The organism is Bacillus sp. GZB, assembly GCF_001975995.1.
Lineage (GTDB): Bacteria > Bacillota > Bacilli > Bacillales > Bacillaceae > Bacillus > Bacillus velezensis.
Window position 1 is genome coordinate 377,158 of the sequence record NZ_MTQG01000017.1, and the last position, 21,740, is coordinate 398,897.

Annotated in this window: 26 protein-coding genes and 4 pseudogenes; 24 read left to right on the plus strand and 6 right to left on the minus strand. The window is 44.9% G+C overall.

What is annotated here, in order from left to right; genetic code table 11:
- Positions 1-30: 30 nt before the first annotated feature.
- The 3 genes and pseudogenes from BXO87_RS12895 to BXO87_RS12905 all read left to right on the plus strand — a co-directional run.
- The gene (locus tag BXO87_RS12895; protein WP_045555123.1) at positions 31-297 is read left to right on the plus strand and encodes a DUF2577 family protein; all 267 of its coding nucleotides are present in this window, start codon (positions 31-33) and stop codon (positions 295-297) included.
- Between the two features lie 93 nt (positions 298-390).
- Positions 391-1,089: pseudogene (locus tag BXO87_RS12900) on the plus strand (aspartate/glutamate racemase family protein).
- A 100-nt stretch (positions 1,090-1,189) separates the two neighbouring features.
- A pseudogene (locus BXO87_RS12905) lies at positions 1,190-1,387 on the plus strand (DUF2634 domain-containing protein); the annotation flags it as partial.
- A gap of 49 nt (positions 1,388-1,436) precedes the next feature.
- Here the strand turns inward: BXO87_RS12905 and sigK are convergent.
- Complete coding sequence (sigK, locus tag BXO87_RS12910; RefSeq protein ID WP_007408248.1) at positions 1,437-2,159, minus strand: RNA polymerase sporulation sigma factor SigK; 723 nt, start codon at positions 2,157-2,159, stop codon at positions 1,437-1,439.
- A 458-nt stretch (positions 2,160-2,617) separates the two neighbouring features.
- Here sigK and BXO87_RS12915 point away from each other — a divergent pair, with 458 nt between their 5' ends.
- Complete coding sequence (locus BXO87_RS12915; RefSeq protein WP_038459277.1) at positions 2,618-3,874, plus strand: MFS transporter; 1,257 nt, start codon at positions 2,618-2,620, stop codon at positions 3,872-3,874.
- A complete protein-coding gene (locus BXO87_RS12920; protein WP_038459275.1) occupies positions 3,840-4,217 on the plus strand; it encodes a GNAT family N-acetyltransferase in 378 nt (125 codons plus the stop codon). Before BXO87_RS12915 ends, BXO87_RS12920 begins: the two co-directional genes overlap by 35 nt.
- Positions 4,218-4,255: 38 nt before the next feature.
- Here the strand turns inward: BXO87_RS12920 and BXO87_RS12925 are convergent, their stop codons facing one another.
- Complete coding sequence (locus tag BXO87_RS12925) at positions 4,256-4,882, minus strand: TVP38/TMEM64 family protein (protein WP_012118035.1); 627 nt, start codon at positions 4,880-4,882, stop codon at positions 4,256-4,258.
- A 235-nt stretch (positions 4,883-5,117) separates the two neighbouring features.
- Between BXO87_RS12925 and BXO87_RS12930 the strand changes: the two genes are divergently transcribed.
- The 3 genes from BXO87_RS12930 to BXO87_RS21160 all read left to right on the plus strand — a co-directional run bounded on the left by BXO87_RS12930 (position 5,118) and on the right by BXO87_RS21160 (position 6,863).
- Positions 5,118-5,852: a polysaccharide deacetylase family protein gene (locus BXO87_RS12930; RefSeq protein ID WP_007612700.1), complete on the plus strand. Its 735-nt coding sequence runs from the start codon at positions 5,118-5,120 to the stop codon at positions 5,850-5,852.
- Positions 5,853-5,921: 69 nt separating this feature from the next.
- A complete protein-coding gene (locus tag BXO87_RS12935; RefSeq protein ID WP_025285021.1) occupies positions 5,922-6,653 on the plus strand; it encodes an SGNH/GDSL hydrolase family protein in 732 nt (243 codons plus the stop codon).
- A gap of 75 nt (positions 6,654-6,728) precedes the next feature.
- The gene (locus tag BXO87_RS21160) at positions 6,729-6,863 is read left to right on the plus strand and encodes a hypothetical protein (RefSeq protein ID WP_254894354.1); all 135 of its coding nucleotides are present in this window, start codon (positions 6,729-6,731) and stop codon (positions 6,861-6,863) included.
- A 132-nt stretch (positions 6,864-6,995) separates the two neighbouring features.
- Here the strand turns inward: BXO87_RS21160 and sda are convergent, their stop codons facing one another.
- Entirely contained in the window at positions 6,996-7,136 is a 141-nt protein-coding gene (gene sda, locus BXO87_RS12940; RefSeq protein ID WP_003152850.1) for a sporulation histidine kinase inhibitor Sda, read from the minus strand.
- Positions 7,137-7,493: 357 nt separating this feature from the next.
- Between sda and BXO87_RS12945 the strand changes: the two genes are divergently transcribed.
- The 8 genes from BXO87_RS12945 to BXO87_RS12980 are packed head-to-tail and all read left to right on the plus strand — an operon-like array spanning position 7,494 to position 12,500.
- Positions 7,494-8,012: a YqeG family HAD IIIA-type phosphatase gene (locus BXO87_RS12945; protein WP_007408254.1), complete on the plus strand. Its 519-nt coding sequence runs from the start codon at positions 7,494-7,496 to the stop codon at positions 8,010-8,012.
- A 2-nt stretch (positions 8,013-8,014) separates the two neighbouring features.
- On the plus strand, positions 8,015-9,115 hold the full coding sequence (yqeH, locus tag BXO87_RS12950; RefSeq protein WP_033574151.1) for a ribosome biogenesis GTPase YqeH: 1,101 nt from the start codon (positions 8,015-8,017) through the stop codon (positions 9,113-9,115).
- Positions 9,116-9,134: 19 nt separating this feature from the next.
- Positions 9,135-9,977 (plus strand): shikimate dehydrogenase, encoded by an 843-nt coding sequence (aroE, locus tag BXO87_RS12955; RefSeq protein ID WP_003152856.1) that lies wholly within the window; start codon positions 9,135-9,137, stop codon positions 9,975-9,977.
- Positions 9,971-10,261, plus strand: a complete 291-nt coding sequence (yhbY, locus tag BXO87_RS12960) for a ribosome assembly RNA-binding protein YhbY (RefSeq protein ID WP_007408257.1) — start codon at positions 9,971-9,973, stop codon at positions 10,259-10,261. Before aroE ends, yhbY begins: the two co-directional genes overlap by 7 nt.
- Positions 10,262-10,271: 10 nt before the next feature.
- Positions 10,272-10,841, plus strand: coding sequence for a nicotinate-nucleotide adenylyltransferase (locus tag BXO87_RS12965; RefSeq protein WP_007408258.1), 570 nt, complete (start codon positions 10,272-10,274; stop codon positions 10,839-10,841).
- Positions 10,831-11,406, plus strand: coding sequence for a bis(5'-nucleosyl)-tetraphosphatase (symmetrical) YqeK (gene yqeK, locus BXO87_RS12970; RefSeq protein ID WP_032873949.1), 576 nt, complete (start codon positions 10,831-10,833; stop codon positions 11,404-11,406). The genes BXO87_RS12965 and yqeK overlap by 11 nt, the downstream gene beginning before the upstream one ends.
- Positions 11,407-11,409: 3 nt before the next feature.
- Positions 11,410-11,766, plus strand: coding sequence for a ribosome silencing factor (gene rsfS, locus BXO87_RS12975; RefSeq protein ID WP_007408260.1), 357 nt, complete (start codon positions 11,410-11,412; stop codon positions 11,764-11,766).
- Positions 11,763-12,500 carry a class I SAM-dependent DNA methyltransferase gene (locus BXO87_RS12980; protein WP_038459270.1) on the plus strand — a complete coding sequence of 246 codons (738 nt, stop codon included), beginning with the start codon at positions 11,763-11,765 and terminating at the stop codon, positions 12,498-12,500. The genes rsfS and BXO87_RS12980 overlap by 4 nt, the downstream gene beginning before the upstream one ends.
- Positions 12,501-12,568: 68 nt before the next feature.
- Here the strand turns inward: BXO87_RS12980 and comER are convergent, their stop codons facing one another.
- Positions 12,569-13,390, minus strand: a complete 822-nt coding sequence (gene comER / locus BXO87_RS12985) for a late competence protein ComER (protein WP_012118027.1) — start codon at positions 13,388-13,390, stop codon at positions 12,569-12,571.
- A 58-nt stretch (positions 13,391-13,448) separates the two neighbouring features.
- Between comER and BXO87_RS12990 the strand changes: the two genes are divergently transcribed.
- The 3 genes from BXO87_RS12990 (at position 13,449) to BXO87_RS13000 (ending at position 17,051) form a co-directional block, all read left to right on the plus strand.
- Positions 13,449-14,063, plus strand: coding sequence for a helix-hairpin-helix domain-containing protein (locus BXO87_RS12990; protein ID WP_038459268.1), 615 nt, complete (start codon positions 13,449-13,451; stop codon positions 14,061-14,063).
- Positions 14,064-14,129: 66 nt separating this feature from the next.
- The gene (locus BXO87_RS12995) at positions 14,130-14,699 is read left to right on the plus strand and encodes a ComE operon protein 2 (RefSeq protein WP_038459266.1); all 570 of its coding nucleotides are present in this window, start codon (positions 14,130-14,132) and stop codon (positions 14,697-14,699) included.
- Complete coding sequence (locus BXO87_RS13000; protein WP_038459264.1) at positions 14,700-17,051, plus strand: DNA internalization-related competence protein ComEC/Rec2; 2,352 nt, start codon at positions 14,700-14,702, stop codon at positions 17,049-17,051.
- Between the two features lie 18 nt (positions 17,052-17,069).
- Here the strand turns inward: BXO87_RS13000 and BXO87_RS13005 are convergent, their stop codons facing one another.
- A complete protein-coding gene (locus tag BXO87_RS13005; protein ID WP_003152870.1) occupies positions 17,070-17,204 on the minus strand; it encodes a YqzM family protein in 135 nt (44 codons plus the stop codon).
- A gap of 40 nt (positions 17,205-17,244) precedes the next feature.
- Here BXO87_RS13005 and BXO87_RS20560 point away from each other — a divergent pair.
- Positions 17,245-17,396: pseudogene (locus BXO87_RS20560) on the plus strand (hypothetical protein).
- Positions 17,397-17,435: 39 nt separating this feature from the next.
- A pseudogene (gene holA / locus BXO87_RS13010) lies at positions 17,436-18,477 on the plus strand (DNA polymerase III subunit delta).
- 16 nt (positions 18,478-18,493) lie between these two features.
- Here holA and rpsT read toward each other — a convergent pair.
- A complete protein-coding gene (rpsT, locus tag BXO87_RS13015) occupies positions 18,494-18,760 on the minus strand; it encodes a 30S ribosomal protein S20 (RefSeq protein WP_003152876.1) in 267 nt (88 codons plus the stop codon).
- Positions 18,761-18,962: 202 nt separating this feature from the next.
- Here rpsT and gpr point away from each other — a divergent pair, with 202 nt between their 5' ends.
- The 3 genes from gpr to BXO87_RS13030 all read left to right on the plus strand — a co-directional run bounded on the left by gpr (position 18,963) and on the right by BXO87_RS13030 (position 21,685).
- Entirely contained in the window at positions 18,963-20,069 is a 1,107-nt protein-coding gene (gpr, locus tag BXO87_RS13020; protein WP_038459261.1) for a GPR endopeptidase, read from the plus strand.
- A gap of 67 nt (positions 20,070-20,136) precedes the next feature.
- Positions 20,137-21,330: a stage II sporulation protein P gene (gene spoIIP, locus BXO87_RS13025; RefSeq protein ID WP_007612673.1), complete on the plus strand. Its 1,194-nt coding sequence runs from the start codon at positions 20,137-20,139 to the stop codon at positions 21,328-21,330.
- Between the two features lie 16 nt (positions 21,331-21,346).
- Positions 21,347-21,685: a YqxA family protein gene (locus BXO87_RS13030; RefSeq protein WP_038459259.1), complete on the plus strand. Its 339-nt coding sequence runs from the start codon at positions 21,347-21,349 to the stop codon at positions 21,683-21,685.
- Positions 21,686-21,740 lie beyond the last annotated feature (55 nt).

The window sequence follows — 21,740 nt, forward strand, 5'->3', positions numbered from 1 at the left end:
CAAAATGCAGTAACGAATGAGAAAAATGATATTTTCATAACTGTCATATCTCTTTTTCTATATTCTTACTTTATTGAATGTGAGTCACCGGTGGATATTATGCCGGCTGAAGTGATTTCCGTTTCATCTATTGAAATAAGGCTTAATGAAAATGACAAATTAATAATACCTGCTGATTTGATTATTATTCCTAAACGGTTGCGCTCTGGAGAAGATGAAGAACTGAAAATGGGTGAGAATTTGATGGTTTTCTCCTTAAAAGGCGGACAATCATTTTTTATTCTCGATAAAATTTAATGATAATAATCCTGAAAAAATAAATAATTGTAAAGACCTAATCTATGCTATAGAATAACTATAATATTTTGAAAATTTCATCCGAGGTGGGTTATGAAAACTATTGGTCTTATTGGCGGAATGAGTTGGGAATCTTCAGCTGAGTATTATCGAATTATCAATGAAGAAATAAAAAAGAAGTTAGGAGGGCTTCACTCGGCAAAATGCCTTTTATACAGTGTTGATTTTAAGGAAATTGAACATTATCAATCCATAGGAGCTTGGGATAAAGCAGGTGAAGCTTTAGGTCAAGTTGCAAGATCATTAGAAAAAGCAGGTGCAGATTTTATTGTAATATGTACAAATACTATGCATAAAGTTCTTGGATATATCCAAGAAATGATCACTATACCTATTTTGCATATTGCCGATGCAACTGCAGAACAAATTATTAGACAAGACATTCGCTCAGTAGGATTGCTAGGTACTAAATATACGATGGAACAAGATTTTTATAAATCACGTATTGCGTCTCATGCGATTAATGTCATTGTTCCTGATGATGATGAAAGAGAATTAATAAATAATATTATTTATTAAGAACTATGTCTGGGTGAAATTAAACAGTCTTCCAAAAACATTTATAAGAAGATCATAAATAATTTGGTGGATAAAGGAGCAGAAGGAATCATTCTTGGATGCACTGAAATTGGCCTATTAGTAAAGGCAGAGGATTCAAAAGTGCCATTATTTGATACGACTTTAATCCATGCTCAAAAAGCAGTAAATAAATCCCTTTCGATTTCTTCTTAGAATGATTACTTCCTATATGTTAAAACCGCTCTTTAGGAGCGGTTTTTATTATGGTTCATTCAATCAATAAATGGAGGAACGTTATAGGAATGATCTTATCATGCCCCTTTCCTCAGAAATTGAATTTGATGATATTGAAGATGACAGCGAAGTTATAGAGACCTCGCAAACCTACAAAATTGATTTTGAAAATGGCCGTATCACAAATGAAATGATCACAGGCCTTGAAGCGATCAAGCAGTTTGTATATTTATCCCTTCATACTGAGCGCTACGCATATTCTGTTTATAGTCATGATTGAAAAAGATAAAATAGAAAAAGCCGGGATGTCAGATCCGGCTTTTCGCTCACTTTCCCTTCTTCTTCCGCTTCTCCTTCTCCGCCCGGTAAAACTCATGAAACATCTTCATCAATGCGCGTTTTTCAATCCGCGACACGTAACTCCTTGAAATGCCGAGCTCCTTTGCGATCTCGCGCTGCGTTTTTTCTTTTTTTAAATCAAGCCCGAAGCGGCCGACGATGACTTCTTTTTCGCGGTCGTCTAAAATGTCGATATATTTTTTGACCTTTTCAAGTTCCATGTTGAGCTGAATAGTGTCAATCACATCTTCGCTTTCCGACTTGAGGACATCGATCAGGCTTATTTCATTCCCTTCTTTATCCTGGCCGATCGGATCATGAAGGGAGACGTCTTTTTTTGTTTTTTTCAATGCGCGCAGGTGCATTAAAATCTCATTTTCAATACATCGTGCGGCATATGTGGCAAGCTTCGTGCCTTTTCCGGCTGAGTAGCTTTCAATTCCTTTAATCAGCCCGATTGTACCGATGGAGATCAGATCTTCTGCGTCCTCTCCCGTGTTTTCGAATTTTTTCACAATATGGGCGACTAAACGAAGATTATGTTCGATCAGCATGTTGCGGGCGTGTTCATCTCCTTCAGCCATAAGGTCTAAGTATTTTTTCTCCTCATTATTTGAGAGCGGTTGTGGAAAGGCATTATTTTTCACGTATGATACTAAAAACACAAGTTCTTTCACAATAAACCCGAGCGCTGCAAAAACACCTGTCACCGTCCTCACCTCCACAAAGTTATGTAGGCAATCGCCTATATGTAACTGTATGTGTCGTTAGGGCTGTTTGTGTCTGTACAGGGAAATTAATCAAAATCGGGTTTTATTTATTGGAGCCTCTTGATTTTTGCTGATTGAGCCTGTATATTGTTGAAAAAAGTAAGGGTGAAAACAATATAACCGAAAAGCGCTGAAGAGACGAGTAGACAGATATCATTCATGACAGAGAGCTCCGGGAGCTGTGAAGGAGTATGAATGGATGTGTTGAAACAAACCTCTTAGCTTCGCATCGGAATCATGCAACACGAGGATGATGCGGCGGATACTCCTGTTACCGAGTAAGCTTTGTACCCGGCAAGGCCGGCACCAAACCGAATTGAGGTGGCATAGCGGGCTGTTTCCCGTCCTCAAGACTTTATTGTCTTGAGGGCGTTTTTTATTTCTAAGGGAGGGATAAGATGAAAAACCTGAAGTCTTGGCGGTACCCGATGCTTCTGTTAACCGGAATCGGGATAGCAAATATTGGTGAATGGATTTATTTTTTGTCTCTTAATCTTATTGTCTTAAAAGAAACGGGGTCTGCTTTTGCGGTTTCCATCCTTTATTTAATCAGGCCTGCGGCTGTTTTGATGACAAATGGGTGGGCGGGCAGCATCATCGACCGGTGCAACAAACGGAATATGATGATGTCGCTTGATTTCATCCGGGCTGCATTCATTGCCGTTCTGCCGCTGATGTTTACTGCACGGTCTTTATTTTCCGTTTATTGTATCGTATTTTTGATTCAAATGGCCAATGCGATGTTTCGTCCGTGTTCCATGGCGTATGTGACGATGCTTATCCCGGCTGAAAGGAGAAAACGATTCAATTCACTAAGGGCTTTGTCGGAATCAGGGGCTTTTCTCCTCGGGCCGGCTGCGGCCGGGCTGCTTTTTATCGCCGGCACGCCGATTTTTGCGATTTGGGTGAATGCGGCGGCTTTAGTGCTGTCCGGTTTTATTACGATGATGTTGCCGAACCTTGAAAATGAGCCTCACGTACATTCTCCCGCACAGAAGCTTTCTTTGGCAGTTTACAAACAAGATTGGAAGCTCGTCTATCGCTTCAGCCGAACAGCGCGAAACGTCATGATCATTTATTTTTTATTCAGTCTGGTCATGACCGTTATGCCATCAGCGCTTGATTCGCTTGAAGCCGCTTTTGCAAAAGAGGTTCTTCAGCTGACTGATGCCGATTACGGTTTTCTCGTCAGTGTCTCAGGGGCAGGCATTATTGCGGGAGCGCTTGTCAATGTGTTCTTTAATAAAAAAATGCCGGCTTCTTTATTGATGGGAATGGGCTCTTTATTCACAGCGGCCGGATATATGATTTATGCGTTTTCTGACGTTTTTTGGACGGCTGTTTTCGGATTTTTCCTTCTCGCTTTTTTTCTGGCGTTTGCCAATACAGGCTTTCTGACGTTTTATCAAAAGAATGTTCCGGTGGACATCATGGGGAGAGTGGGGAGCTTTTATTCATTAGTCGAAGCCGTCTTCATTATAGTAGTAACGGCGGTTTTCGGAGCGGCTTCTGTCAGTTCTTCCGTCCGCGGCATTGTCATCGCAGGCGCTGCTGTTATGCTGGCGTTGGCAGCCGTTTTATGCTCGTTCTTATTTGCGGCCGCAAAAAGGAGGACTCCTGATGTATTTCAAGCGGATCAATTTAAACAAACATAAAGAGACGGCCGTTTCATTTCGTGAGGATTCGTTTTTCGTCAGCTTTGGCACGGCGGATCATTTTAATAAGGATGAATATCTCAGGTGGCTGTCATCCCAAATCAAATGCTTTCCCGACGGTTTTATGCCGCTTTTTCATAACGGGCAGCCGATCGGACAGCTTGAAGCTTCCATCAAATTTTACCGCAGCCAAAAAATCGGTTATGTGCACCTTTACTATATTGCTGAGCAGCAGAGGGGAAGGGGGTGCGGAACGAAACTGCATCAATACGTGAGGCAGTTTTTCAGAGCGGCTTTGTCATTTTACAGAAAGAAAAATATGGTAGTGGTCGGTTCAGAATGAGAGGAGCCGTACCGCCGGAATAGGGGGCGGTACGCGCTTCATTTTTTCGTTGTTTTTAAAAGTCCGGGAAACTTCTTATAAATGACCGCCATTAAGACGAGCATATACATTCCGTAAATCCCGAAAGACAGCAGTTTGTTGCTTGTAAATGAAGCGCCTGCGACGGTCACGATCACAATGTTCGGAATTTTGCCGAGCACCGACGCAGAAAAAAAGATCGGCCATCGGATATTACTCAGCCCGCAGACGGTATTCATGGCAAGCGACGGTATAATCGGAATCAGCCGCCCGAAAAGCACCGCCGTAAACGCGTGCTGATGAAATGAATCTTCATATTGGGCCGCTGCCGGGTAAGCCAGCAGCTTTTTTCTGGCCCAGTCTCTGAATCCGTACCGGACGAGAAAAAACAATGCCATTGTTCCGAGCATCGCGCCTGACAATGTAATCCACACCCCGTTTACAATCCCGAAAACCGCTCCGTTTAAGGCCGCGATAATGGCGAATGGAACAATCGGAAAAAATACGTCAGCTGCGACCAGAAGGATACTCATAAGCACGGCGTACATGCCGCCCGCGCGAATCATGCTGAGCCAGACGTCTTTTTGCATAAAGCCGATCATCACGACAGCAATAATGACGGCAAGACTGAATCCCTTTTTTATCATCTGCACGTTCACCTCTTTTCATTTAGTATACAGCACAAATCTATCTCCTTCTATTAAAATAAGCTGTCCGATAAGCGTATTTGATTTATCAGCATTTGTCGTTTGATGAGAAACGGCTGCACCCGGATTTGGACAAAAACAAGCGGGAAGCGGGTGATGTAAATCATTTGATGCAGAGAATCATTTTTTATAAAAGGGGACACGTTAACAGTAGTGTTTACTGGAGGTGTAAACGTTGAGATGCTTTCATCTGATCATCATGATATGCGTCCTCACGAGTCTCACTGCCGTGTCCGCCGATGCGAAATCTTTAAAAAGAAGTGACATGGAGAAGACGGGAAACGTGTACTGGGATATAAGGTCTGAAAAAAAGAAACTATCTTTAACCTTCGATGACGGCCCCCATCCTGTCTATACGGAGGCTGTGTTAGACGTGCTGAAACAGCACAATGTTAAAGCAACCTTTTTTTGTGTCGGGAGCCGTATAGACAAATACCCCATAACGGCAAAACGCATCGTTGAAGAAGGGCATGAAATCGGCAACCATACGATGAACCATGTTTATTTTCACCGTCTGAAACGCAAAGACATTTTACAAGAGCTTCACAGCTCCGCGCATCATATCACATCGCTTCAGCCGGAAGGAGACAAGTTATTCCGCCCGCCGGGAGGATCGCTGAATCATACGGCTTTCAAAAGCATCTTAAAAGAGGGCTATCATATCATCATGTGGTCATGGAACCAAGACCCGAGAGACTGGAAAAGGCCCGGGAAAGGAAAAATCGTCAGGCACGTTGTTTCACATGCCAGAGATGGAGATATCGTTCTTCTGCATGATGGCGGAGGAAACCGGCGCCAGACGGTTGAGGCTTTGAAAGAAATCATTCCCAAGCTGAAAAAGCAGGGCTACACGTTTGTTAAGGTTTCGGATTTGATCGGACAGGATTCCGGTCCTTTTCATATCCAGTAAAGAGAGCGCCGCGTTGAAAGCCGCCAAAGAGATGTGTACCATAGGAGGTAAGGTTTGGGGGGAGAGAAAATGAAGTTTGCTGTTCTTTTTATTACGATAATCTGTCTGTTATCAGGATGCGCCGCGGGCAAAGAAAAAAGTGTTGTCGCGTTCGGCGACAGCAATACGCGCGGTTCCAACTGGGATTATCGTGATTATCCGAAGGCGCAGCAGTGGGTAAACATTTTAAAAACAGCGGAACGCGGCCGTCTTACGGTTATAAATGCGGGAATAGGCGGCCAGACGACTGAGGATGCGCGCCTGCGCTTTCAAAGCGACGTGCTGGAGCGTAAGCCCCAATATTTATTTATCATGTTCGGAACAAATGATGCGGGCATTTTGACGGGCGATCAGCCGCGGGTATCAAAGAAACGGTTTAAAGAAAACCTGACTTATTTCATAAACGAAAGCAGAAATCACGGCATAAAGCCGATTTTAATGACGTGCATCCCGGTTATAGAAGGAAACGGAACGCATCATCTCTATTACTATTCGAGATATAAAGCCTCAGCCTTTAAAGAAAAAGGCGGCGCGAGAAAATGGCATAATTCCTATAACGGCGTTACGAGGCAGGTTGCAGCTGAGTTGAAAGTGCCGCTGGTGGATAACTGGAAACACTTTATACGCGCGGACGGCGGCAAAGATACAGACCGGGCGCTGATCCAATCCGGACTGATAGATCCCTCCGGAAATCATATGACGCCAAAAGGCGCCAGAATCTTAATTGAAGGCATAAAAAATGGGCGGGTTTTGGAACGCTGACGCCGTCAGCTGCCTAAACCGTTTTGCTTCTGCTTCATAGGCTGTAGAAAAAACATCTTTTTGGAGGCGATTGCTATGAACCGCGGTTTCCCTCCGCAACATCCTGTATGCCCGCCTCCTCGGGTGAATGCGGGGTACTGGTACGCATTTTTTGTTGTGCTGCTCGTCGTCATTCTCGTCCTGGGCGGTCTGTATTGGTTCAATATATAGCAGCCGTCCTCTTAAACACCTCTATTTTAGGGGTGTTTTTTGTTGAAAGTGGTAGTAATGCGCATAACCGAAGTGATATAATATCAGTCATCTGAGTAAAAAAAGGAAATTCGCCCGGAAACTTTTTTCTGTTTAAGAAGAAACGGAAATAATGTGTCCGAGCGATCTTCTTTTGATTTCGTTTTCAATTAACTCGATAAATTCACGGCTCAAATTCATTTCATTGGCTTTGAAATAAGATTCTATTAGTAATTCATCAGAAAGCTTTCTCATGCCGGGGACCCAATTAATGGGAGTGGCACCTCCTTACAATTGTAATCAATCATCAGACGCAAGCATATGATGGAAGGTTGCGTTTCAATCATGGTGAGGTTATCTTTAATCTACCATGAAATACAAATAAGAACAATCGTTCTGTTATCCACACTCGTACGTGGATAACTTGTTAGTATCTTGTTTATAATCTGGATAAATCCGGATGTAATAAGAGTGGATAATGTGTGTAATTTTATCCACAACTGGTGAAGAAACCCAATTTTTGTCGAAATTTTTTTGCTGAGTCCGACTTTGTTTTTAAATCTGACAGGTTTCGACATATAGATGATAGAAAGAAAAGGAAGGGTGCGGGTTTTGTTAAAAAAGTTTTTTTTACCTGACGAATTTGTGAAAAATATATTTCATATCACACCGGAAAAGCTCAAGGAACGCAATGTGAAAGGGATTATTACAGACCTTGACAACACGCTTGTGGAGTGGGACAGACCGAGTGCGACACCTCGATTAATCGAGTGGTTTGAAGAAATGAAGGAGCACGGCATTAAAGTCACGATCGTCTCCAATAATAATGAACGAAGAGTGAAATTATTCTCGGAGCCGCTTGGCATACCGTTTATTTATAAGGCAAGAAAACCGATGGGGCGCGCCTTTAAAAGAGCCGTCAGCAGCATGGATCTAAAAAAAGAAGACTGTGTGGTCATCGGCGATCAGCTGCTTACTGATGTTCTCGGCGGAAACAGAAACGGGTATCATACGATCCTCGTCGTGCCTGTCGCTTCCTCTGACGGAGTCATGACGCGCTTTAACCGCCGGATTGAACGGAGAATATTGAGTTCTTTGAAACGTAAAGGCCATATTCAGTGGGAGGATTAGAAATGGAAAAGGTTGTTTGCATCGGCTGCGGAGTAACGATCCAAACCGAGGATAAACAAGGTCTCGGATACGCGCCAAAGGCATCTCTCACAAAGGAGAATGTCATCTGCCAGCGCTGCTTCAGACTGAAAAATTACAATGAAATTCAAGATGTTTCATTAACGGATGATGACTTTTTAAATATCTTGCACACAATCGGCGATACTGACTCTCTTATTGTCAAAGTCGTTGATATTTTTGATTTTAACGGAAGCTGGATAAACGGGCTGAACCGCTTTGTCGGCGGTAATCCGATCATTCTTGTCGGTAATAAGGCCGATATCCTGCCGAAATCCGTAAAACGGGAACGGCTCGTTCAATGGATGAAACGCGAAGCGAAAGAATACGGCTTAAAACCCCTTGATGTCTTTTTAATCAGCGCTTCCCGCGGACAAGGGATGAAAGAAGTCATTGACGCCATTGAACATTACCGCGAAGGCCGCGATGTGTATGTGGTGGGCTGTACCAATGTCGGCAAATCCACATTTATCAACCGGATTATTAAAGAGGTCTCAGGGGAAGAGAATATTATTACCACCTCTCAATTTCCGGGCACGACGCTTGACGCGATTGAAATCCCGCTTGATGACGGATCTGCGCTTTATGATACGCCGGGAATCATTAACCATCACCAGATGGCGCATTACGTGGACAAGCGTGACTTAAAGGTGCTGACACCGAAAAAAGAACTGAAGCCGCGCACTTTTCAGCTGAATGAAAAACAAACGCTTTATTTCGGCGGGCTTGCCCGGTTTGACTATGTATCAGGCGATAAAACAGCGTTTGTCTGCTATATGCCGAATGAATTGATGATTCACAGAACAAAGCTTGAAAATGCTGATGCCTTATACGAAAAGCATGCGGGAGAACTGCTTACCCCGCCCGGAAAAGATCATTTGGATGAATTTCCGGAGCTTACACCCCATACGTTTTCGATTAAAGAAGGAAAGACGGATATCGTTTTTTCCGGTCTCGGCTGGGTCACGGTGCAGCAAGCAGATAAAAAAATAACGGCATACGCTCCGAAAGGCGTACACGTATTTGTCCGCCGTTCATTAATATAGAGAGAAGGGGAGAGGGAGCATGAAACAATTGTACGGAGTAATCGGAAATCCGATCGGGCATTCAATGTCACCCGATATTCATAACGCTGCTTTGCAAGATAAGAACATCAACGGGCAGTATTTTGCGTTTCAGGTGGAACCTCATCATCTCAAGGACGCCGTTAACGGAATCAAGGCGCTTGGCATCTGCGGAGTGAACGTCACAGTCCCGCATAAAGTCGCGATCATGGAGCATCTGGATGAAATACATGAAAGCGCGAAAGTACTCGGGGCCGTAAATACCGTCAAAAGAGAGGGAGACAGGCTCATCGGGTATAATACTGACGGAGATGGGTTTTATAAATCCTTAGTCAAAGTATTGGACAAACCGATATCAGAGCTCTCCATCCTTATGATTGGGGCGGGAGGAGCGGCAAGAGCGATTTTTACGACGATCGTCCGCAGAGAGCCGAAACAATTTGACGTTTGCAACCGCACGCCGGAAAAAGCAGAAAGTCTGATTGCGGCTGCTCCCTCTTTTCAGCAGAAACGCGCCCTTACTTTAAAAGAAGCTGAAAATCAGCTTGAACAATATGACGTCATTATTCATACAACATCTGTCGGCATGTATCCGAAAACGGATGCCGTGCCGCTCTCATTGGAACGGGCCAAAACGGGCGCCATCGTTTGTGATATCGTATACAACCCGATTCAAACGGCGTTCTTAAAAGAAGCTGAAAAAAGAGGTTTAACAACCCTTGACGGTGTCGGCATGTTTGTGGAACAGGCCGCACTGTCTTTCAAGCTGTGGACGGAACAAGAGCCTGACAGCGGCTTAATGAGAGCAATTGTTGAAGGAAAACTAGGAGGAACACAATGTTAACAGGAAAACAAAAACGGTTTTTGCGTTCAAAAGCGCATCATTTAACGCCTATTTTTCAAGTGGGAAAAGGCGGAGTCAACGAAAACATGGTGAAACAGATTGCCGAGGCTTTAGAAGCAAGAGAGCTGATTAAAGTCAGCGTGCTTCAAAACTGCGAAGACGATAAAAATGATGTCGCAGAAGCCCTTGTGAAAGGCACCCGCTCACAATTGGTGCAGACGATCGGAAATACGATCGTATTGTATAAGGAGTCAAAGGAAAATAAACAAATCGAGCTTCCGTAAGGTGGTTGACATGAAGAAAATCGGAATATTCGGGGGCACATTTGACCCTCCGCACAACGGACATCTTCTGATGGCTAATGAAGTCCTTCATCAGGCGGAGCTCGATGAGATTTGGTTTATGCCCAATAAAATCCCTCCGCACAAGCAGAATGAAGACTTTACAGACAGCCGGCACCGGGTGGAGATGCTGAAGCTTGCCATCAGCTCGAATTCCGGCTTTAAGCTTGAGCTTGCGGAAATGGACCGGAAAGGCCCTTCTTATACCTATGATACTGTCCGTTTACTGAAGGAGCGGCACCCGAACGACAAGCTTTTCTTTATTATCGGGGCGGATATGATTGAATATCTGCCGAAATGGTACAAACTGGACGAACTGCTCACGCTCATTCAATTTATCGGAGTGCGGCGCCCGGGGTATCATATTGAGACCCCGTACCCGCTGCTTTTTGCCGACGTTCCGGAATTTGACGTTTCGTCAACGATGCTGAGAGAACGTCTCAAAGCAAAAAAGCCGACGCAATACTTAATGCCGGATAAAGTGAGGCAGTATATAGAGGAGAATGATTTATATGAATCGTGAGGAAGCACTTGCCTGCGTCAAAGAACAGCTGACCGAGCATCGCTACATCCACACAATCGGCGTGACAGATACGGCGGTTATTCTCGCAGGCCGGTTCGGAGCAGACCCGAAAAAAGCGGAAATGGCGGCCATTTTTCATGATTATGCGAAATTCCGGCCGAAAGAAGAAATGAAGCAGATCATCGTGCGGGAAAAAATGCCGGCTGAGCTCTTGGATTACAATGCCGAGCTGTGGCATGCCCCTGTGGGAGCGTATCTGGCTGAGAAAGAAGCGGGGATCACTGATCCTGAGATCTTGGATGCAATCCGCTATCACACGTCAGGGCGTCCCGGAATGACCCTTTTAGACAAAGTCATTTACGTTGCGGATTACATTGAACCCGGCCGCCATTTTCCCGGAGTGGAAGAGGTGCGCCGTCTGGCGGAAACGGATCTGAACGAAGCGCTCATACAAGCAATGAAAAATACAATGATATTTCTGATGAAAAAAAACCAGCCGGTCTTTCCGGAGACGTTTGCAACCTATAATTGGCTGGTGTCTTTAAAATTGACAGGAGGAATTTGAAGAATGAATCAAGCTTCCGTATTAAAAATCGCGGCAAAAGCATGCGACGATAAACGTGCAGAAGATATTTTAGCGCTGGACATGGAAGGAATCTCACTTATAGCGGATTACTTTTTAATCTGCCACGGGAATTCTGATAAGCAGGTTCAGGCAATTGCGCGTGAAATTAAAGATCAGGCAGAAGAAAACGGCATTGATGTCAAAAAGATGGAAGGGTTTGATGAGGCCCGCTGGATTTTAGTTGATCTCGGCGACGTCATTGTCCACGTTTTCCATAAAGATGAAAGAAGCTACTACAATCTTGAAAAGCTATGGGGCGACGCGCCGCTCGCAGAGCTTGAGCTCGGCTTGAACTCATGATTTACCAAGGCTTCGCCGGCGTATATGACGAGTTAATGTCACATGCGCCGTATGATGAATGGGCGGGCTGGATCGAAGCGTCTCTTCCGGAAAAGGGAAGGGTGCTTGATCTTGCCTGCGGAACCGGAGAAATATCCATCAGGCTTGCTGAAAAAGGCTGCGAAGTCACGGGGATTGATTTGAGTGAAGATATGCTGAGCTGTGCCCAGCAGAAAAAAACGGGAAAGCCGATTCTTTTTCTCCAGCAGGATATGAGAGAGCTTTCCGGTTTTGAAGAACAGTTTGATGCCGTTGTCATCTGCTGTGATTCCCTTAATTACTTAAAAACGAAAAATGATGTCTTAAGCACCTTCAAAAGTGTTTTTCAAGTTTTGAAGGAGGACGGCCTGCTTCTGTTTGACGTCCATTCCCCATTTAAAATGACGGAGCTTTTTCCGGACAGCACCCATGCGGATCAGGATGAGCAGATCAGCTATATTTGGCAAAGCTTTGCCGGCGATGAAGAGCTTTCTGTCATCCATGATATGTCCTTTTTCGTATGGAACGGACAATCTTATGACCGCTATGACGAGACGCATGAGCAAAAAACATTTCACATTGAAGAATATGAACAAATGCTTGCAGAGACCGGATTTGAACTGAAGAAGGTGACGGCTGATTTTACAGACCGGCCTCCTTCAACAGAGTCTGAACGTCTTTTCTTCACGGCAGGCAAACCAAAAACCATCGTTTAAACGGAACGATGGTTTTTAAAATGCATTTTTTGCGATTGGCGCGGTAAAGCACTTTATGGCATACTCAGTTACACGTGAAATTGCTTCTTCACTAACGATATATCTTCATCGTATTTGTCATGTGTACGCTGAAAGACACGGTTGAACATATCCTGAACACCGCTTTCGAGAGCCTTCAGTCCTTCTCCGGTGACGCCGCCTTTTACGCATACTTTTTCCTGCAAGGCGGGAAGCGTGTAATGCCCTGTTTCCAGAAGCTTTCCGAGACCGACAAGCATTTCCGTCGACATAATCACGGCTTCTTCTTTGGTGATGTCCGTTTCTTCCACTGCCGCGTCAATAAAGCGCTGAACGAGATAACTCATAAAAGCGGGCCCGCAGCTGACAATGTCTGACGCCGCTCTTGTAATGCCGCTGCTGATTTCCACAGGTTTTGAAATATGAGTGAACAGCGTTTGAATATCCGCTTTTGCAGACTCGCTGCAGCTTTTGCCGAACGTAACAAGCGAGACGCCGGCCAAGGCGCGGTTCGTAATGCTCGGAATGACGCGGGCCGTCTGACACGGAACCGTATGTTCAATCTGATCCGTCTGAACGGGACTGGTAATGGAGATTAAAATGTGATCTTTCCGTAAATGCGGTGTGAGTTTCTTCAGCAAAGGATATATATCCAGCGGTTTTACACAAATGAATATTATTTCATTTTCCTGTACGAGCTTTTCCTGATCCTCGGTGACATGGATGCCGCTGAAACGTTCTTTTAGTTTTAATGCTTTTTCGATTGTTCTGTTTGTGATGGTGATATGTGAGGGATCGGCAGCGTTTGATTCGATAAACGATTCAATCAGGATCGTTCCCATGTTTCCGGTGCCGATAAAGCCTATTTTCAATGAATTCCCCTCCTTTTTCCCTTAATCCTCTAAACCTTATGCGGGGAGGCAATGCAATATGACGAAAGCGATGATGACGGAGCCGCTGCGGCGGAACCTGAAAATTCTGGGCGCTTGTCTTGTAGCAGGGGCGGTTTTTATCTGCATTTGGCTGTTTCGTTCTGAAAAGGAAGAGCCGGTCAAACAGCAGTCCGTGCTCGGCCAAACAGCCTCAGCATCCGTCGCGGACAAAAAAGACACCGCAGACGACAAGATTATGATTGATGTGAAAGGCGCGGTCCGAAATCCCGGCGTGTATGAAATGAAAGCGGGAGACAGAGTGACTCAAGCCATTGAAAAAGCCGGCGGCCTGAAGAAAAAGGCGGATGAATTGAAAGTTAATTTAGCAGAGCAGCTGCAGGACGGGACGATTGTTTATATTCCGAGTGAAGGCGAAGAGGAGAATCGCCCGAAAACAGCAGCGGGTGAAAAGGAGAATGCAGCTGTCAATATCAATACGGCATCTCTGGACGAACTTCAGGCGATTTCCGGGGTGGGGCAGAAAAAAGCGGAAGCGATTATCGCCTACCGAGAAGAAAAAGGACGGTTTCAGACTGCTGAAGATTTGATGAATGTATCAGGCTTTGGAGAAAAGTCATTTGAGCGGATAAAAACTTCCATTACGGTAAAGTGAATTGACGGTTCTGCTTAAATCTATGTAAACTTAGAAAAGCAACAAGACTTTTTGGAGGGAACACTTGTGGAACGAATCTCATGGAATCAATATTTTATGGCGCAAAGCCATTTGCTGGCGCTGAGAAGCACATGTCCGAGACTGTCAGTCGGGGCAACCGTAGTCAGAGATAAGCGGATGATTGCCGGGGGATACAACGGCTCAATCGCCGGCGGCGTCCATTGCGCTGATGAAGGATGCCTTTTAATAGATAATCATTGCCAGCGGACCATACATGCAGAGATGAATGCGATTCTGCAATGTTCTAAGTTCGGTGTTCCGACGGAGGGCGCCGAAATTTATGTGACGCATTATCCTTGTATTCAATGCTGCAAATCAATTATCCAGGCAGGCATCAAAACGGTTTATTATGCCGAAGATTACAAAACACAGCCTTATGCAAAAGAGCTGTTCAGCCAAGCCGGAGTCAAGGTGGAGCAGGTCGAACTTGATGAGATGATCATCGATCTGAAAAACCGTGAAAAATTGTCTTTTGTAGCAGGTCTGATTCAGCAATTATCTGATGCGGGGGTTAAGGCAGATGATCTGAAAAAAATTCATGAACAGGCCAATGAGCTGTTTACCAGTTACGTATAAATGAAATATAAATACCTTCTTCTGCCTCTGGCGGCGGTTTCTGCAACTGCGGGAATTGCCGCCGCTCATGTCTCCTGGGTTCTGCTCCTTTTTCTTCTGTATCTTCTCTTTATTATTGTAAAAACAAAGCAGTATGCTCCGGTTATCGTCTGCCTCGTTTCTTTTTGTGTTTATTTCTTTCTTTATACGGTTTGTGACGCTGCGAATGTAACGCGGTATCAGGCCGGCAGTTATACTGAACAGGCCGTCATCACTAATATTCCGAAAGTTGACGGAGCGAAAATATCAGCTGTTATCCGTACACATGACAAGGAAAAATGGGCGGCTTCGTACAAAATCCGGTCACTTGAGGAAAAGAGACTTATTGAACAGCTCGAACCGGGGATGCGCTGCACGTTTACAGGCTCTCTGGAACAGCCTGCACATGCGACGGTTCCCGGAGGTTTTGATTATAAGGAATATCTTTACTCTCAGCAGATTCACTGGTTATTTTCCGTGACGTCCATTCAGCAGTGTGAAAAATCCAAACAGCCGCTGTTTAAACTGCTGAACATCAGAAAAAATTTGATTTCGATCATTCGGAATCACGTGCCTGAATCTTCCGCCGGAATTGTTGAAGCGCTGACCTTAGGTGAAAGATTTTCTATAGAGGACGATATACTGAGTGCATATCAAAATTTAGGAGTCGTTCATTTAATGGCGATTTCCGGAATGCATGTCGGTCTTATTACGGCGGGATTATTTTATGCTCTGATCAGAATCGGGCTGACAAGAGAAAAAGCGGGAATTTTGCTGCTGCTGTTTTTGCCGGTGTATACGCTGCTGAGCGGTGCCGCCCCATCCGTATTGCGCGCATCCCTCATGCTGGGATTTTATATCGCCGGAACTCTTGTTAAACGCGGCATTCATTCCTCTGCTGCATTGTCCCTGTCTTATCTGCTGCTCCTGCTGTTTAATCCTTACTTCCTTTGGCAGGCGGGCTTCCAGCTTTCCTTTGCGGTAAGCGCCTCTTTAATTCTGTCATCCTCCATTTTAAAGAAAGCGGGGAAAAGCAGACTTGCCGGGCTTGCGATGGCTTCATTCATTGCGGAGCTCAGCTCACTTCCGTTTCTTCTCTATCATTTTCAGCAGATTTCACTTGTCAGTTTTCCGATGAATATGGTGATGGTGCCATTTTATACGTTATTTGTCATTCCGGTTTCTGTCATCGGTTTCCTTCTTCTTTTACTTTCAAGGCAGATGGGAGAATGTTTGTTTGATATGTTCGACCTTGTGATGAAGCCTGTGCATGATTTCATTACATATGCGGCATCCGTTGATTTATTTACTATGATTGTGTCAAAGCCTGACTTTGTTTCCCTTCTTCTGCTTGCGGTTTCCGTTTTTACGCTTTTTGCGGCTTTGGAAAAGGGAGGTTTTTTAAAACTCAGGAAATCGGCTCTTTTTTTCTGCGCGGTTTTGGCTTATTTAATATGCCGTCCGTATTTCAGTCCATGGGGAGAAGCGGATATGCTTGATATCGGGCAGGGAGACTCACTGTTTATAAGCGCGCCGCACCGCAAAGGGACTGTAATGGTTGATACAGGGGGAGTGATTGCTTATCCCGGAGAATCATGGAAAGAAAAACGCCACCCGTATTCTATCGGCGAGAAGGTTTTGATTCCGTTTTTAAACGGAAAAGGGGTGAAAAAGCTGGATGCGCTGATTTTAACCCATGCGGATCAAGATCACATCGGAGAAGCCGGAGTGTTAATCAAAAATCATAGAGTCAAACGGTTAATTGTCCCCGTGGGATTCGTAAAAGAACCGAAAGATCAGAACATATTAAATATGGCGAAAGAAAACAACATTCCCGTTGCCGAAGCAAAGCGGGGCGACACCATTACAGCCGGTGATCTTCAGTTTCAGGTGCTGTCTCCGGAGTCGTCTGACGGAAGGAGTAAAAATGATTCGTCACTGGTGCTTTGGACGGTTTTAGGCGGAGTGAGCTGGCTTTTGACGGGAGATTTAGAATCGGACGGCGAAACGGAAGTGCTGAAAACGTATCCGAAACTGAAGGCTGATATATTGAAGGCGGGTCATCACGGCAGCAAAAGCTCTACGGGTGAAGCCTTTTTGAAACAGCTTCAGCCGGAAGCAGCGCTGATTTCAGCAGGAAAAGAGAATCGATACCATCATCCGCATGAAGAAGTGCTGGATCGTTTGAAGGCGTACTCTGTCAATGTGCTTCGCACCGATGTCAGCGGAACGATTCAATACAGATTTAAAAAAGGCGCCGGAACGTTTTCCGTCTTCCCTCCATATGATATAGAAGAAACCAGGGCGCAAGAAGTAAAAAAGACTGCCGATTGACAGCAGCCCGGAATGCGGCTAAGAGCCGATAAGATGGATGGCTGTTGCCATCACGAACAAAAAGGCGAAAAATCCGAAGGACACGACAAAACCGACAGCTGAGTCAACAGCATCATTTCGTTTGCTTTGAACGTTTTTTTCAAAATCATTCAATTTCATCCCTCCTGACTTCCCTAAGTATACTGGAATTGTTTTGAAAAATCTAGAAGTGATGGTAACGTTTTCTGTTCTTGTGATTATCGCCTTTTTACAAGCAGACCCGGGAGCTTGTGAATCAGGCGTTTATTATAAATGAGGAAGCTGTCCTTAAAGCTTCCTCTTTACTATTTGCCGAACTCAATTTAGGATAGAAGGGGATCAAGAAAGAGAGGAAGTCATACGATCATGGTATTTGATGTTTGGAAAGCCCTGAAAAAAGGGGATGTCCGCTCCGTTTATTGCTTATATGGAAAAGAAACGTATCTGCTCCAAGAGACTGTCAGCCGGATCAGACAAGCTGTCGTTGATGAGGAGACAAAGGATTTTAACCTGTCTGTTTTTGATCTTGAAGAAGATCCGCTTGACCAGGCCGTAACCGATGCGGAAACGTTTCCGTTTATGGGAGAGAAGCGGCTGGTCATCGTAAAAAATCCGTCTTTTTTAACAGGGGAAAAAAAGAAAGAAAAAATAGAGCATAATACAGCCGCTCTGGAGACTTATCTGAAGGAGCCTGCACCTTACACTGTCTTTGTGATTGTGGCTCCGTATGAGAAACTGGACGAACGGAAAAAGCTGACGAAAGCGCTGAAGCAAAAAGCCCTTATGATTGAAGCTAAGGAGCTGAATGCAAAGGAGACGACTGATTTTACGATTAATCTGGCGAAATCCGAAAATAAAACGATCGATACAGAAGCTGCCGAGCATTTGGTTCTGCTTGCAAACGGCCATCTGTCTTCCATATATCAGGAAATACAAAAACTCTCCGCCTACACCGGTGACAGACATGAGATCACGCTTGAAGATGTCCGGGAGCTCGTCGCAAGAAGTTTGGAGCAGAATATTTTTGAGCTGATCAACAAAATCGTGAACCGAAAACGGACGGAAAGTCTTCAAATATTTTATGATCTTTTAAAACAAAACGAAGAACCGATCAAAATTATGGCGCTGATCGCCAACCAATTCCGTCTGATTATGCAGACAAAGTATTTTGCAGGACAAGGATACGGCCAAAAGCAAATCGCTTCCAACTTAAAGGTCCACCCCTTCCGGGTAAAGCTGGCGATGGATCAGGCGAGGCTTTTTTCTGAAGAAGAGCTGCGGCGTATTATAGAAAGACTCGCAGTGATGGATTATGAAATGAAAACGGGGAAAAAGGACAAGCAGCTTTTGCTGGAGCTCTTTCTCCTTGAGCTTCTCCGGACTGAATGAAAAAAACGATCCCCGTTAAAGGGATCGTTTTTGTATTATGCAGAAAGTCCGTTCACTTGTTTCGCAAGTCTAGATTTGTATCGAGCTGCGGCATTTTTGTGTACAAGACCTGTTTTCACTGCTTTATCAATGCGTTTCGCTGCTTCAGAAAGAGCAGTTTTCGCTTTATCCGCTTCGTTGTTAGCAACAGAAGCTTCAACTTGTTTGATTGCAGTACGCATAGCAGATTTGATTGTCGCGTTATGAGCGCGGCGTTCGTTGTTTGTTTTTGTACGTTTAATCGCTGATTTAATGTTTGGCATGTGTTTCACCTCCTAAGATACAACCTGTAGCACAGTGTCTTAAGGTTAAATCTTCTTCACAATAGAACAAATTGTATTCTATCAAACAGAACTTTAGATTGCAATATAAATGTAAAGTATTTTTCGTTGATGGGTAAATTCGCATGATTCGTTTTGTAAATGGCCACACTATGTACCACGATGATTGAAGGAGGTCTTCCCTGTGAAAAACAACGAACTGGATGTCAATCAATTTCTGATACGGACGGATTTAGCGGTAGAAACGAAACAGGCAGTAAAAGACGGACAAGCCGGTCAGAAAAAAGAAATAAACGGGTTTATTGAAAAAGAACACGACAAGGGCGGCATTAAAGTCAGAACCGTCGATATTACCAAAGAAGGCGCCGAGCTATCGGGGAAAAAGCAGGGACGCTATGTCACGATCGAGGCTCAAGGGGTCCGGGAACACGACTCTGACATGCAGGAAAAAGTAACGGAAGTGTTTGCCGAGGAATTTTCCGCCTATCTATCGGCATTAAAGATTCCAAAGGATGCAAGCTGTTTGATCGTCGGTCTCGGCAACTGGAATGTGACGCCGGATGCGCTCGGCCCTCTCGTGACCGAAAACCTTCTTGTGACTAGGCATTTGTTCAGGCTTCAGCCAGAAAACGTACAGGAAGGGTACAGGCCGGTCAGCGCGCTTGCTCCCGGTGTGATGGGATTAACGGGAATTGAAACGAGCGATATTATTCAAGGGGTGATCAAAGAATCAAAGCCGGATTTTGTGATCGCGGTAGACGCTCTTGCGGCAAGAGCCGTTGAAAGGGTGAACACGACCATCCAATTTTCTGATACGGGCATTCACCCGGGATCAGGCGTCGGCAATAAGAGAAAAGAATTAAGCAAGGAAACGCTCGGCATTCCCGTCATCGCAATCGGGGTACCGACTGTTGTTGATGCGGTTACGATCGCAAGCGATACGGTGGATTATATATTAAAACATTTCGGCAGAGAGATGAAAGATGACAGCCCGTCAAGATCTCTGGTGCCCGCCGGAATGAACTTCGGCAAAAAGAAGGTGCTGACAGACGAAGACCTTCCCGGAGAAAAAGAACGCCAATCCTTTCTCGGTATTGTCGGCACGCTGGACGAAAACGAAAAACGCCAGCTGATTCACGAAGTGCTTTCTCCGCTCGGCCATAATCTGATGGTCACGCCGAAGGAGATTGACACCTTTATTGATGATATGGCGAACGTACTTGCAAACGGGTTAAACACCGCCCTTCATGAAAAAGTGTCACAAGATAACAAAGGTTCTTATAATCATTAAAATGGTTCTACCTCCTCTAGCTTGTTCATAGAGTAATTACTAGACAAGCGCTGGAGGGATTCAAATCATGAGAAAAAAACGCAGAAACCGTCAAATTGTCGTTGCAGTAAACGGTGGAAATGCGCTCAAGGGCATGTTTTTGTTTATGACAAGCCTTATCGTTATTTTCGTATTATCGGGTGTGCTCACATCGCTTCGCCCTGAACTGAGGCTTTCTTCGGATTCTCTTCACGGAATTGCCGGAGAACTTCCGGGTGACGCGTTTGCACACCTCCTCGGCATGGAAAATCATTATTTCGCCTCAGAGCTTCCTGAAAAAGACTCTTTTCAGCTGTCCCGGCTTTCCTTAAAACTGGCGACAAGTATTAATATGGAAGACCCGCGGAGTTTCTTGGGACGTGAGCTGCCGGGATTTGCCCAATATGATACGGAGATCCTTCTGGCGGGGCAGGGGACGGATTATACGAATATGCCGGCTGAATCTCCGCCGCCGTCAAAAGTGATGGAAAAAGAAAAAGAAGTGAACCTGGCAGAAATCGAAAACAAAACGAAAAAAGAAGAAACGGCGCCGCCGAAACATTCAACAGGCAGCAAAAAAGTCGTCTTTATTTACCACACTCATAATACCGAATCCTACCTTCCTCTGTTAAAGGGGGAAACAAATCCGGATAACGCCCGCCATTCGAAGGCCAATGTCACGCTTGTCGGAGATATGTTCGGAAAAGCGCTTGAAGCGCAAGGTGTAGGAGCGACCGTAGATAAAACCGACATTCAGGCCCGCCTGAACAAAGACGGCTTAAATTATGCGCGAAGCTATGACGAATCAAGGCCGGTCGTAAAAAGCGCGCTCGCCAAAAATAAAAACCTGCAATATACCATAGACATTCACCGGGATTCCCGCCGCAAGAAAAATACGACAGCCGACATTAAAGGAAAAAGCTATGCCAGAGTCGCCATCGTCGTCGGCAAAAAAAGCGCTAATTTTGAAGAAAACTATAAACTCGCAAGTGAACTTCATAAGCTGATGGAGAAAAAATACCCCGGCTTAAGCGTCGGTGTTTTATCAAAAGGCTCTCCGGGAGATAATGGAGTATACAACCAAGATTTAAACGACCGGTCGCTTCTGCTGGAATTCGGGGGCGTGGATAACAATCTTGAAGAACTGAGGCGCGCATCAGATGCCGTGGCCGATGTGTTCAGCGAACTGTACTGGGATGCAGAAAAGGTCAGTTCGCAATCAGGAGAGAAGAAAAAACAATAGAAATCAGGTGATTCGAATGATCCGTTTTACCGGCAAATGCCTGCTGATTGCCATTGTCATGTTTTTCGGCGTATTGTTCGGCATGCAGCAGGCAAACAGCGGAATGCTTGATATGAAAGGATACAAAGATCCCTCCTTAAAAGGAGCATTCACGCTCGGCGGCGGAGAAGGACAGGGAAAAGAAGCTTCCATTTTGGGACAAACCGTTACGGCGAAAGATCTGGAAGAAAAACAAAAACAGCTGGAACAGGCGGAAACCTTCAACCTGTTTTCAAAAGCCGGGGAAACCCTTTCAAATACCGTGACGGACTCGGCGCAGGCGATGTATGAGTGGGTTTCGAAACTGAACCGTTAGCATTGATGAAGAGAAAAGCGGATGATTCCTTAAAGGAAGCTTTTCTCTTTCTTGT

Excerpts from the sequence above, each read along its gene's own strand:
- BXO87_RS12925 (WP_012118035.1), bottom strand. The coding sequence starts at position 4,882 with ATGATAAAAAAGGGATTCAGTCTTGCCGTCATTATTGCTGTCGTGATG.
- BXO87_RS12915 (WP_038459277.1), top strand. The coding sequence starts at position 2,618 with ATGAAAAACCTGAAGTCTTGGCGGTACCCGATGCTTCTGTTAACCGGA.
- BXO87_RS12965 (WP_007408258.1), top strand. The coding sequence starts at position 10,272 with ATGAAGAAAATCGGAATATTCGGGGGCACATTTGACCCTCCGCACAAC.
- BXO87_RS13030 (WP_038459259.1), top strand. The coding sequence starts at position 21,347 with ATGATCCGTTTTACCGGCAAATGCCTGCTGATTGCCATTGTCATGTTT.
- yqeH (WP_033574151.1), top strand. The coding sequence starts at position 8,015 with ATGGAAAAGGTTGTTTGCATCGGCTGCGGAGTAACGATCCAAACCGAG.
- rpsT (WP_003152876.1), bottom strand. The coding sequence starts at position 18,760 with ATGCCAAACATTAAATCAGCGATTAAACGTACAAAAACAAACAACGAA.
- rsfS (WP_007408260.1), top strand. The coding sequence starts at position 11,410 with ATGAATCAAGCTTCCGTATTAAAAATCGCGGCAAAAGCATGCGACGAT.
- BXO87_RS13000 (WP_038459264.1), top strand. The coding sequence starts at position 14,700 with ATGAAATATAAATACCTTCTTCTGCCTCTGGCGGCGGTTTCTGCAACT.
- BXO87_RS12980 (WP_038459270.1), top strand. The coding sequence starts at position 11,763 with ATGATTTACCAAGGCTTCGCCGGCGTATATGACGAGTTAATGTCACAT.
- BXO87_RS21160 (WP_254894354.1), top strand. The coding sequence starts at position 6,729 with ATGAACCGCGGTTTCCCTCCGCAACATCCTGTATGCCCGCCTCCTCGG.
- sda (WP_003152850.1), bottom strand. The coding sequence starts at position 7,136 with ATGAGAAAGCTTTCTGATGAATTACTAATAGAATCTTATTTCAAAGCC.
- BXO87_RS12935 (WP_025285021.1), top strand. The coding sequence starts at position 5,922 with ATGAAGTTTGCTGTTCTTTTTATTACGATAATCTGTCTGTTATCAGGA.
- aroE (WP_003152856.1), top strand. The coding sequence starts at position 9,135 with ATGAAACAATTGTACGGAGTAATCGGAAATCCGATCGGGCATTCAATG.
- BXO87_RS12990 (WP_038459268.1), top strand. The coding sequence starts at position 13,449 with ATGACGAAAGCGATGATGACGGAGCCGCTGCGGCGGAACCTGAAAATT.
- yqeK (WP_032873949.1), top strand. The coding sequence starts at position 10,831 with ATGAATCGTGAGGAAGCACTTGCCTGCGTCAAAGAACAGCTGACCGAG.
- spoIIP (WP_007612673.1), top strand. The coding sequence starts at position 20,137 with ATGAGAAAAAAACGCAGAAACCGTCAAATTGTCGTTGCAGTAAACGGT.
- BXO87_RS12920 (WP_038459275.1), top strand. The coding sequence starts at position 3,840 with ATGTATTTCAAGCGGATCAATTTAAACAAACATAAAGAGACGGCCGTT.
- yhbY (WP_007408257.1), top strand. The coding sequence starts at position 9,971 with ATGTTAACAGGAAAACAAAAACGGTTTTTGCGTTCAAAAGCGCATCAT.